The sequence below is a fragment of the Pseudomonas sp. NFACC04-2 genome (assembly GCF_900119265.1).
In the GTDB taxonomy this organism is placed as follows: Bacteria; Pseudomonadota; Gammaproteobacteria; order Pseudomonadales; family Pseudomonadaceae; genus Aquipseudomonas; species Aquipseudomonas fluorescens_AA.
The window spans coordinates 217,821-227,454 of the sequence record NZ_FPJC01000004.1; the positions used below are offsets into that span (position 1 = coordinate 217,821).

The 9,634-nt window shown below is 63.1% G+C and carries 12 protein-coding genes; 1 reads left to right on the forward strand and 11 read right to left on the reverse strand.

Annotated features, from left to right (window positions below):
- Positions 1-23 precede the first annotated feature (23 nt).
- Positions 24-938, forward strand: coding sequence for a LysR family transcriptional regulator (locus BT125_RS07520; RefSeq protein ID WP_060740224.1), 915 nt, complete (start codon positions 24-26; stop codon positions 936-938).
- A gap of 138 nt (positions 939-1,076) precedes the next feature.
- Here the strand turns inward: BT125_RS07520 and madM are convergent, their stop codons facing one another.
- The 11 genes from madM to BT125_RS07575 form a co-directional block, all read right to left on the reverse strand.
- Entirely contained in the window at positions 1,077-1,841 is a 765-nt protein-coding gene (gene madM, locus BT125_RS07525) for a malonate transporter subunit MadM (RefSeq protein WP_072405886.1), read from the reverse strand.
- Position 1,842: 1 nt separating this feature from the next.
- On the reverse strand, positions 1,843-2,259 hold the full coding sequence (gene madL, locus BT125_RS07530) for a malonate transporter subunit MadL (RefSeq protein WP_072405887.1): 417 nt from the start codon (positions 2,257-2,259) through the stop codon (positions 1,843-1,845).
- A 66-nt stretch (positions 2,260-2,325) separates the two neighbouring features.
- A complete protein-coding gene (gene mdcH, locus BT125_RS07535) occupies positions 2,326-3,246 on the reverse strand; it encodes a malonate decarboxylase subunit epsilon (protein WP_072405888.1) in 921 nt (306 codons plus the stop codon).
- A complete protein-coding gene (locus tag BT125_RS07540) occupies positions 3,243-3,866 on the reverse strand; it encodes a malonate decarboxylase holo-ACP synthase (protein ID WP_072405889.1) in 624 nt (207 codons plus the stop codon). The genes mdcH and BT125_RS07540 overlap by 4 nt, the downstream gene beginning before the upstream one ends.
- The gene (gene mdcE, locus BT125_RS07545; RefSeq protein WP_072405890.1) at positions 3,860-4,663 is read right to left on the reverse strand and encodes a biotin-independent malonate decarboxylase subunit gamma; all 804 of its coding nucleotides are present in this window, start codon (positions 4,661-4,663) and stop codon (positions 3,860-3,862) included. The genes BT125_RS07540 and mdcE overlap by 7 nt, the downstream gene beginning before the upstream one ends.
- Positions 4,660-5,511, reverse strand: coding sequence for a biotin-independent malonate decarboxylase subunit beta (locus tag BT125_RS07550; RefSeq protein WP_072405891.1), 852 nt, complete (start codon positions 5,509-5,511; stop codon positions 4,660-4,662). The genes mdcE and BT125_RS07550 overlap by 4 nt, the downstream gene beginning before the upstream one ends.
- Positions 5,504-5,803, reverse strand: coding sequence for a malonate decarboxylase subunit delta (locus BT125_RS07555; protein WP_003206454.1), 300 nt, complete (start codon positions 5,801-5,803; stop codon positions 5,504-5,506). Before BT125_RS07555 ends, BT125_RS07550 begins: the two co-directional genes overlap by 8 nt.
- Positions 5,803-6,678, reverse strand: coding sequence for a triphosphoribosyl-dephospho-CoA synthase (locus BT125_RS07560; RefSeq protein WP_072405892.1), 876 nt, complete (start codon positions 6,676-6,678; stop codon positions 5,803-5,805). Before BT125_RS07560 ends, BT125_RS07555 begins: the two co-directional genes overlap by 1 nt.
- The gene (gene mdcA, locus BT125_RS07565) at positions 6,679-8,349 is read right to left on the reverse strand and encodes a malonate decarboxylase subunit alpha (protein ID WP_072405893.1); all 1,671 of its coding nucleotides are present in this window, start codon (positions 8,347-8,349) and stop codon (positions 6,679-6,681) included.
- Between the two features lie 252 nt (positions 8,350-8,601).
- Positions 8,602-9,027 carry a hypothetical protein gene (locus tag BT125_RS07570; RefSeq protein ID WP_072405894.1) on the reverse strand — a complete coding sequence of 142 codons (426 nt, stop codon included), beginning with the start codon at positions 9,025-9,027 and terminating at the stop codon, positions 8,602-8,604.
- A complete protein-coding gene (locus BT125_RS07575; RefSeq protein ID WP_072405895.1) occupies positions 8,990-9,619 on the reverse strand; it encodes a nucleotidyltransferase domain-containing protein in 630 nt (209 codons plus the stop codon). The genes BT125_RS07570 and BT125_RS07575 overlap by 38 nt, the downstream gene beginning before the upstream one ends.
- Positions 9,620-9,634: the final 15 nt, after the last annotated feature.

Consider the following 9,634-nt stretch of genomic DNA (forward strand, 5'->3'; position numbering starts at 1 on the left):
CCATACGAATAAGAGTCCGCCCCATGCTGATCGACGAAGAATTGACCCTGAAGAAACTGGAGGTGTTCCTGGCCTTCATGCGCACCGGCAACCTGGCGCGGGCGGCCGCGGAATTGCAGACCAGCAACGTCAGTGTGCACCGGGCCATTCACTCGCTGGAAAGCGCCCTGCGCTGTCCATTGTTCAAGCACGAAGGTCGCAACCTCACACCGCTGGAAAGCGCTTACGTGCTGGAAGAACGGGCGCAGAAGCTGATCCAGGACGTGGTCGACAGCGTGCGCCTGACCCGTGAGGCCGCCGGGTTCTCCGCCGAGCGCTTCAAGCTTGGCTCGTTGTACTCGTTGACGGTCAAGACCGTGCCGCAATTGATCATGGGCCTGAAGATCCGCCGCAGCGAACTCAATATCGACCTGATCATGGGCTCCAACATCGACTTGCTGTACAAGCTCAAGAACATGGAGGTCGATGCGATTCTGGTGTCCCTGGACGACAGCGTCAACGACCCGGACTGCGAGCAGATTGCACTGTTTTCCGATGACATCTTCCTCGCCACGCCAGCTGATTCACCTTTTGCCCAACGCAGCGAAGTCGACTTGGCCGAAGTGCGCGACGAAACCTTCATCACCTTGACCCAGGGCTTCGCCACGCACCAGGACGGGATTCGGGTGTTCAAGCAGGCGGGGTTCGAGCCGAAGGTGGCGATGCAGGTCAACGACATCTTCACCCTGCTGAGCATGGTCAGCTCCGGGGTGGGCTATGCCTTGCTGCCGGGCCGGATCGCGGCGGTGTATGAAAACCGGGTGAAACTGATCCCGTTGCAGGAAAAGTACCGGTTGCAGCAGCACATCGGCGTGGTGTTCCTCAAGGCCAAGGAGCGGGACCCGAACCTGCTGGCGTTGTTGGCCGAGTGCCGGATGTATGCCAATCGCCAGGCCTGAAATCGCGCCGCCCCCCATCGCGAGCAAGCTCGCTCCCACAAGGTTCGTGGTCTACCCAGAATCCAGGTTCACCCCGATCCACTGTGGGAGCGAGCTTGCTCGCGATAGCGTCGGCCCGCTCAGAGCCGATCGTGAGACTTAACCAACAATCCCGCGAACAATGAAGTACAACAACGAAGGCCCGAGCAAGCACCCCAACCCGGTGTGGAAGGTCGCCGTCAACGCGCCGTACGGCACCAGCCGCCGGTCCGTCGCGGCCAGGCCTGCCGTCACGCCACTCACTGTCCCGGCCAAGCCACCGAATACCATGGCCGAGCGCGGGTTATCCAGGCCCATCCAGCGGGCCGCCATGGGGGTGCCGACCATCACGATGATCGCCTTGATCAAGCCGGTGGCAATCGACAACGCCATCACATCGGACGTGGCGCCAATCGCGGCCCCGGTCACGGGCCCGACGATATAGGTCACCGCACCCGCGCCGATGGTGGTCATGCTTACCGCGTCGCGATAACCGAACAGCCAGGCAATACTCGCACCGACAATGAACGGCAGGATCGTGCCCAGCAGCAACGCGACGGCCCCGATCATCCCGGCCTTCTTCGCCTCGGTGGCCTGCACTTCGAATGCCGTGGCAACGATGGCGAAGTCACGCAGCATGGCGCCGCCCATCAAGCCGATACCCGAAAACAGCGACAAGTCCGCCAGGCCTTTCTGCCCGCCAGTCATGGTGCCGCCCACCCAAGCCAGCACCAGGCCGATGACGATGGCGATCGCCGAACCGTGGACCCGGCCATACGTCAGGCGCTTGGACAGCACCACTGACACCCACATGATCACGCCCACGAACGCGAACGCCGTGATCAGACCGTTATGCTCCAAGCCTTTCTCGATGAGATCCCACATATCAGCGGCCTCCTGCTGGCGTGCCCAGCGGGGTCAGTTCCGCCGGCTCATCGGGCAATGGCTCGCCTTTGTGGGTCCGGCTGATCAGCGCAATGGTGCAACCACAGAGCACCACCGAGCCGATAGCCGCCAACACCGCCACCGGACCACCGTGCAAGGCCGTGACCACATTCTGCTGCGCGGCCATCGCCACCACCACCGGAATATACATGGCGCCCCAGAAGGCGACGCCCATCTCACAGTCCTTGGTCATGCCGCCGCGCTTCTGCGTCCACAGCCGCGCGCAGATCAGCAGGATCATCGCAATGCCGACCCCGCCCACGTTGGATTTGACGCCCAGCAACACGCCGAGCATGTCGCCCAGGATCACCCCTGTCAGCGTACAGATCGCCAACAGCGCCACACCGTAAATAATCATTGTCGTAGTCCTCAAAGTGCATCGTCGAAGTTGTTGTTTTTGTGCTTCGCCAGCTTGAGTCGGTGTCTAGGGTTGGCGGTTTCCCTCCTCACACAACAGCGCCTGCAAGGTATCGAGCCGGGCACCGTCGAAGGCAATGACGGTGCCCTGCTCGAACACACGGCGCGCCAGCCCGGTGAGTACCGCACCGGGTGGCAGTTCGATCTGTAGCCGCACGCCACGCTCGTAGGCGCTTTGCACGGTGCCACGCCAATCGACGACGCGGCACATGTTGAAGGCCAGGTCGTCGCGCAGGGCCTCAGTGCCGATCACCGGCCGGGCGCGGCTGCCGCTGAGGTAGCCCAGTGTGGGTACTTTCAACGGCACCCCGGCAAACGCCTGGGCCAATGTCCGCGCCGGAGCCTCCAGCAACGGGCAATGGGACGGCACGCTCACCGCCAACCGACAGGCCTTGCCAGCGCCTTGGCGCCGAGCCTTTTCGGCGACCAGGCCCATGGCTTCGTCGCTGCCGGAAATGACCACTTGGTTATCGGCGTTGATATTGGCCAGGTAGACCGGCGTTGTTTCACCGTGCACCTGCTCCAGCAAGGCTTCCACTGCCGCCAGATCCAGGCCGATGATCGCGCTCATGCCGTAGCCGTGCGGATACGCCTGCTGCATCAGTTCACCGCGCAGGCTGACCAGCCGCAGCGCATCCTCGAAGCCCAGCGCCCCGGCAACGACCGCCGCCGGATACGCACCGATGGACAACCCTGCCACATAATCCGGCGCCGGAGCTTGTTCCAGCAATCGGCGGGCCGCCGCCACGCCGGCGATCAGCAGGCACAGCTGCACGGCACGGGTCGATTGCAACGCCTCGGCACTGTCCAGTCGCAAGACGTCTTCACCGAGCACATCCCCCGCCTCGTCCAGGACCAGCGGCGCCAGCCCATGGAGCATGCCCACGCGCTGCGCACCCTGGCCGGGAAAAACGAAGAGGCTGCTCACGCGACCTGCTCCACGCAAGGTTGCCAAGGGTCGCTCACCAGCCGGGCCTGGACGTCATCCTTGAGCAAGACCCGAGGCGACGAACCCGCCCATTCCCGCAGGGCCACGGCGCCGCAAGGCGTTTGCAACTGCATGTCCACGGCGCATACCGAAGCATCCAGTAGCGCCAGCAAATCCCTGGCCTGGAGACGATCCAGACAGTGCGGTGTGCGCAGGATCAAATCCAGGTCACTGCGTTCATGCACGGCCTCGAAACCGCTGGCGAGCTCGAACCCGGCGCTGCCGCTGACGCCCCAGGTCCAGCCACTGCCATCGAGCAGCGGGCGCAGCCGGGCCAGCGCGTGCAGGGCCGGCAGAGCGCGTGGCGACTCGACCTGGCACAGGTCCTCCGGGCGCACCCGGCGCTGGATCGCCGCCACCGGCATCGACGTGGCATAACGCTGCTCCCTGGCGCGACCGCGCACGCCCACCGCGACATCCCCGGGCAAGGTCAGCGCCCGGCGCACCACCACCGGTTGGCCGAGGCCGAGGCTCTCGACAGCCCAGCCTGGCGCATCCGCCGGCAAGTGCTCCGGCGTCATTCCCCAGAGCAGATCATGAGCCAGGAACCCGCTCACCACTGCGCGCTCAACAATTGGCGAACGGTGCTGGAGGCTGCCCGATGGGCCGCACCGAGGCGGCCGCTCAGGTCTCGAGGTGCACCGGCAACATCGTTGATCGCTTGTTGCAGGCAATCGGTGACCCGGGCCAGATCAGCCGCCGTCGGTTGTTCGATCTGCTCCACCGACAAGGTTTCCCACAACAACCCCAGGCTGGCAAAACTGTCGATGTCGTAAGCCATCGGCGGCACGCTGGCGGCCAGGGCTTCAAGCTCTTCCACACTGCGCAAGGTCACCCGCGCCGCCGAGGCTTTGCCCATGGCGTGGACCATCACGCCCGGGTCGCGCAGGGCGATCAGCCGATTGGCCTGGTAGCCGTGGGCCAGGAACGCCCCCGACATCGCCTTGCCCACCAGCAAGCCAATCACCGGATGTCCGGCCAGCCGCGCACGGGCATAGCTGTCCGCCGCACCGGCCAAGGCCTGATGAATGCCCAGGGCTTCTTCGCGCCGGCCATAGGCCTGGCTCGGTACATCGACAATCGCGATCAACGCACGCTTGTGGGTGGCATCGCGGTCGGCGGCGATGGCGTCATCCACCGCCTTGGCCAGGCCCCAGCCTTCCAGCAAGCCGACTTCGCCGTTGCGAGCCCGTGGAAAACGGTGGTCGGGATCGGCCACCACCGCCAGTAGGCGCACGGTCTGCTCGCCCAGGCGGACATCGGCGACTTTCAACGAAGCAGGCAAACCTTGTACCGCGCTGGCATCGCCACTCAAGGCTTCGAACCAGCGCAAGCCTCTCAATGAATACGAATTCATGGGCGTTCTCCCTGATACAGCTGGCGAACCGCTGCCGGTTCGATTTGCACGTCAGTGTCCAAGCGCGCCAAGCGCCGCAGGAACAGTTCAGCCTGGCCGCTACGGTGTTGCACGGGCACACCCAGGCGCAGCAATTGGCTGACCTGTTGGCGGATCTGCGTCACATCGTCGGCCGCATAACGATCCACCAGTCCCGTGGCGAAACGCTGCTCGCCACCCGTCAGGCTCCAGATGAACGGCCGGTCACGGGAGTCGTATTCGTCGAGGCCGGCTTCCTGTTCGATCACTTGTGGACCGTTCAGGCCCAGCCGCGCTTCCCGGGTCACCAGCAGATAACTGCACAGCCCGGCGGCGATGGACATGCCGCCAAAGCAACCGACGCTGCCGGCCACCACGCCAACCACCGGCTGGTACTGACGCAAATCGACAATCGCCGAATGAATCTCGGCAATCGCCGCAAGCCCCAGGTTGGCCTCCTGCAACCGCACGCCACCGGTTTCCAACAGCAGCACGGCGCGGGTCGGAATGCCTTTGCGGTTGTCTTCGGCGGCCAGTTCCAATGCACCGGCAATCTTCGCCCCGCCGACTTCGCCGAGGCTGCCCCCCTGGAACGCACCTTCAATGGCGGCGATCACCACGGGCAGGCCATCGAGCGAGCCTTTGGCGATCACCACGCCGTCGTCGCTTTGCGGCACCACGCCCTGACGCAACAGCCACGGCGACATGACCCGCTGGAACGGGTCGAGCAGTTCACGGAAAGTGCCGTCATCGAGCAAGGCCTTGGCCCGCTGCCGGGCGCCGAGTTCGACGAAGCTGTGTTTGTTGAGCAACGCTGCGCTGTCAGTCATGGCCGATCTCCTCGAAACCTTGTTCCAGGCGCAGACGCACCACGCCGGGAGTGGCGCCGAAATCGTGGATGTCGATAGACAAGGCCGGTGGCGTCTGGCCGTCGAACATGCGGGCGAACAGATGTTGCCAGCGTTGCTCGCTGCCATTGACCGAGGTCTGCACCTGGATCGTGAGCTTGCCCGCCAGGCCAGGTTCAATCAGCACTTCCAGGTCGCCCGAGCCGACGCAACCCACCAGCGCCCGGCCCCGTGGCGGCTGCCCGGCGGGGAATTCAAAGGATAAGGTTTCCATCAGCACACTCCAGGGAAGAGGCCATCGCCGCGCTCGATACGATCGAGGAACAGGCAAGCGGCGAGCAGGTCGGCAGCGCCGCCAGGCGAGGCGTTCAAGGCAATCAGTTGTTGGTCCAGCGCGTGCAATTGGCGACGACCGCCCAGACTCGCACTGCCACCGGCATCAAGCACCGCTCTGGCGCCTTGTTGCATGGCCTGTAAACCCGCTTCGCCGGCACGGTAGAGCACGCAGGTATCGGCCAGGCGAGACATGATCGCCAGCAAGGCATCGAGCCGGGCGTTCTGCTCGCCCACCCCCGCCGCGCGGCTGCGCTTGAGTTGCGGCAGGCCCAGGCCGGTCACCGCCGGAAACGCCAGTTGCGCTTCTTCCCGGGCACCGCGCACGCCGTAGCGCTGGGCGACCTGGGCGCCGTGGCTCAAGGGTTGGGGCGCATAACGGTCGTTGAGCAAGGCCAGGCGGGCGGCGCGCAAAGTAACGGCACCGGCGACACTGGATTCAGGTTCAAGCGCCGCTGCAGCGACCAACAGGCCCAAGGCCCAGATCGCGCCACGGTGGGTGTTCACGCCGTCCGTGGTGGCAAGCATCGCCGCTTCCCCCTCACGGCCGATCCGCCCAAGGGCTTCGCGCAACGGCAGGCCGATTTCGCCGCATTCAAGGGCGGCCTCGGCCATTTCCTTGAACGCCGGCCACAATGACAGCGCCGACGCATGCATCAGGCCCAGGTGCAAGTCAGTGTGGGCGCCATTGCCGCGACGGTCCACCAAGGCTGGTTTAGGTGACAGGTCGGCTTCGTCGATCAGCGCATCCACCGCCATATCCGCCAGACGTTCGGCCAAGGACAGTTTTTTCGGTTGCAGGTTGAAGGCGTGCATTCACCAGCTCCTGAACTTGGCGGGGGGGTTGTAGAGGCCACCGGACCACTCCACCAGGTCGGCCACGCTTTTGGCCGCGAGCAACTCGCGGGTGGCGTCGGTGCGACGGATGCCGAGGTCTTCGGGCAAGGCGATCAGCCCTTCGCGACGCATGCGCGCGGTGTCTTTCGGATCATGGCGCAAACCGATGGCGGTGACCCCGGCCACGGCGGCGATCATCGCCTGGCGTTCTTCCAGGGAACGAGCCTTGTACAGGTAGGCGATGCCCTCTTCGGTCAGCAGGTGGGTGACGTCGTCGCCGTAAATCATGATCGGCGCCAGGGGCATGCCGGCTTTCTTCGCCACGTCCACCGCATCGAGGGTTTCGACGAAGGTCGGTTTGCCGCCCTCCTGGAACGTCTCGACCATCTGCACCACCAGCTTTTTGCCGCGTTCGAGCAACGGCGCCTCGCCATCGCCATGGCGCATGTCGAGCCAGGCCGGCGTGCCATGACGGCGACCGCGCGGGTCGTGACCCATGTTTGGCGCACCGCCGAACCCAGCCAAGCGGCCGCGGGTCACGGTGGAGGAATGGCCGTCGCCGTCCACTTGCAGGGTGGCGCCGATGAACAGGTCCACAGCGTATTGCCCGGCCAGTTGGCAAACCATGCGATTGGAACGCAGGGAACCGTCGTGGCCGGTGAAGAACACGTCGGGGCGAGCGGCGATGTAGTTTTCCATGCCCAATTCGGTGCCAAAGCAATGCACGCTTTCGACCCAGCCGCTTTCGATGGCCGGGATCAAGGTTGGATGGGGGTTGAGGGTCCAGTTACGGCAGATCTTGCCCTTCAGGCCGAGGGATTCGCCGTAGGTCGGCAGGATCAATTCGATGGCGGCGGTGTTGAAACCGATGCCGTGGTTGAGGGACTGGACGTTGTGTTTTTCGTAGATCCCACGGATCGCCATCATCGCCATCAACACGTGTACAGGCTTGATGTGACGCGGGTCACGGGTGAACAGCGGTTCGATGTAGAACGGCTTGTCGGCCACCACCACGAAATCGACCCAGGACGCCGGGATATCCACCCGAGGCAGGTCGTTGACGTCGTCCACCAACTGGTTGACCTGGACAATGACGATGCCGTCACTGAACGCCGCCGGCTCGATCAGCGCCGGCGTGTCTTCGGTGCTGGGGCCGGTGTAGATATTGCCGGCGCGGTCGGCCATGAAACCGGCCGAGAGCACCACATTGGGAATCAGGTCCACCACCAGCCGGGCGTAGAGTTCGATGTAGGTGTGGATCGCACCGATTTCCAGCAGGCCGTCTTCCAGCAATTGGCTGATGCGCAGGCTCTGGGTGCCGGCGAAGGAAAAATCCAGCTTGCGGGCGATGCCGCGTTCGAACAGATCCAAGTGCTCGGAACGACCGACGCTGGGCATGATCATGTGCAAATCGTGCAACTTCGAAGGGTCGACTTTCGCCAGCGAGCGCGAGAGAAAATCCGCCTGCTTCTGGTTATTGCCCTCCAGCACCACACGGTCGCCGGGCAGGATCAACGCCTCCAGCGCCGCGACGATCTTGTCGGTGGGCAACACCACACCATCGGCAAGCCCCTTCACCAGTTCGAGACGCCGCTGCTTTTCGCTACGCCGCCGCGTCCAGCGCGAGTCGGGGGATATTGTTGTTGTCATGACCACTCCACGGGTTCGCTGTCGTGGGGGTTACCTTAGGAGTGTCGTGGCAGGTGCATCAATCAAGCTCAGCGGCGGATCGTTACGGTTGGAGTAATGGTGAGAAAAACGAACCCAGTCCCCTGTGGGACCGAGCTTGCTCGCGATGGCGGTGGATCAGTCAATATTGAGCTGGCTGACAGGCCGCTATCGCGAGCAAGCTCGCTCACAAGTATTGCGTTTGGCTTTGGATTTTGTGGCGGCCAGCAGGGATCAACTCATACCTATCAATTGCCGGACCCGTTCGAGCAGTTCTACCGCACTCTCAATCAGTTGGGTAAGAAGCGCGTCATCTTCATCCATGTAGCCCTCGTACTCGGCAAGGTTGCGCCGCTCATGGCATAGGGCGAATAGCCGGACCTGCACTTTAGTGACATCCGCCGTATGAACCAGACACTGAAAGACCAGATAACGCTTGTCCGAACGATAGCCGTTCAAACGTAACGCCGTAAGGGCGGCGGCATGGGCGGCGTTGTACGCCAAGTCGAATCGACTGGCAAACGAAAGAGACACTGTTTGCGCATCTGTCAGGCGGTCCATTGCAGAACGCATCAAGCCCTCACATTCCTGGCGATCCGGCGGTTCTGCTTTGAGGCTGCCGCTACGTAACAGATTTTCCAGGCTTTCCTGCTTGCCCATCCTTGGACTCCAAAGGGTCTTCACCCAGCAAGTTGATCTTGTCCTGCTGCGCTACCCGAACCACGAAGCTGTTACCCGCCGCAAATTTTGCGGCCCAGTCCTGGGGCGTGTAGAGCGTAGGGTTAAGAGGACGGCCCAGTTGCTCTTCCAGAGGCATAAGCCGCTCCATCACTTCACTGTAGTGCAGGCCTTCGCCGATCAGCATGAGATCTATGTCACTGGATGCGTTCGCCTGGCCTTTGGCGATGGAACCGTAGACGAACGCCCAACTCAACTGCCTGGAAAACGGCTCCAAGGCTTGGCGCAACGGCTCGGCTATTCCCATGGTTTTTTGAACGATGCCCAACAGTTCGGCGTAGATCGGGCAGTGCGCATTGGCTTGGTAATGGGTTTGATTGCCCTGACGAGTCATCAGCAAAATCCCTGAGTTTTGCAAACGCTCCAGTTCCCGCATGAGACTGCCCTTGCCGACTTGAGCCCAGCGAGCAATTTCATTGGCATAGAAACTTTGATTCGGTTTACCGAACAACAGGCCCAGAACCCGTTGTTGAGTGGCCGTAAACAAGGCATCGCTTAAAGAGAGGTGATTCATGGAGAAGGCTATAAG

Excerpts from the sequence above, each read along its gene's own strand:
- BT125_RS07520 (WP_060740224.1), top strand. The coding sequence starts at position 24 with ATGCTGATCGACGAAGAATTGACCCTGAAGAAACTGGAGGTGTTCCTG.
- madM (WP_072405886.1), bottom strand. The coding sequence starts at position 1,841 with ATGTGGGATCTCATCGAGAAAGGCTTGGAGCATAACGGTCTGATCACG.
- madL (WP_072405887.1), bottom strand. The coding sequence starts at position 2,259 with ATGATTATTTACGGTGTGGCGCTGTTGGCGATCTGTACGCTGACAGGG.
- mdcE (WP_072405890.1), bottom strand. The coding sequence starts at position 4,663 with ATGAATTCGTATTCATTGAGAGGCTTGCGCTGGTTCGAAGCCTTGAGT.
- BT125_RS07550 (WP_072405891.1), bottom strand. The coding sequence starts at position 5,511 with ATGACTGACAGCGCAGCGTTGCTCAACAAACACAGCTTCGTCGAACTC.
- BT125_RS07555 (WP_003206454.1), bottom strand. The coding sequence starts at position 5,803 with ATGGAAACCTTATCCTTTGAATTCCCCGCCGGGCAGCCGCCACGGGGC.
- BT125_RS07560 (WP_072405892.1), bottom strand. The coding sequence starts at position 6,678 with ATGCACGCCTTCAACCTGCAACCGAAAAAACTGTCCTTGGCCGAACGT.
- mdcA (WP_072405893.1), bottom strand. The coding sequence starts at position 8,349 with ATGACAACAACAATATCCCCCGACTCGCGCTGGACGCGGCGGCGTAGC.
- BT125_RS07570 (WP_072405894.1), bottom strand. The coding sequence starts at position 9,027 with ATGGGCAAGCAGGAAAGCCTGGAAAATCTGTTACGTAGCGGCAGCCTC.
- BT125_RS07575 (WP_072405895.1), bottom strand. The coding sequence starts at position 9,619 with ATGAATCACCTCTCTTTAAGCGATGCCTTGTTTACGGCCACTCAACAA.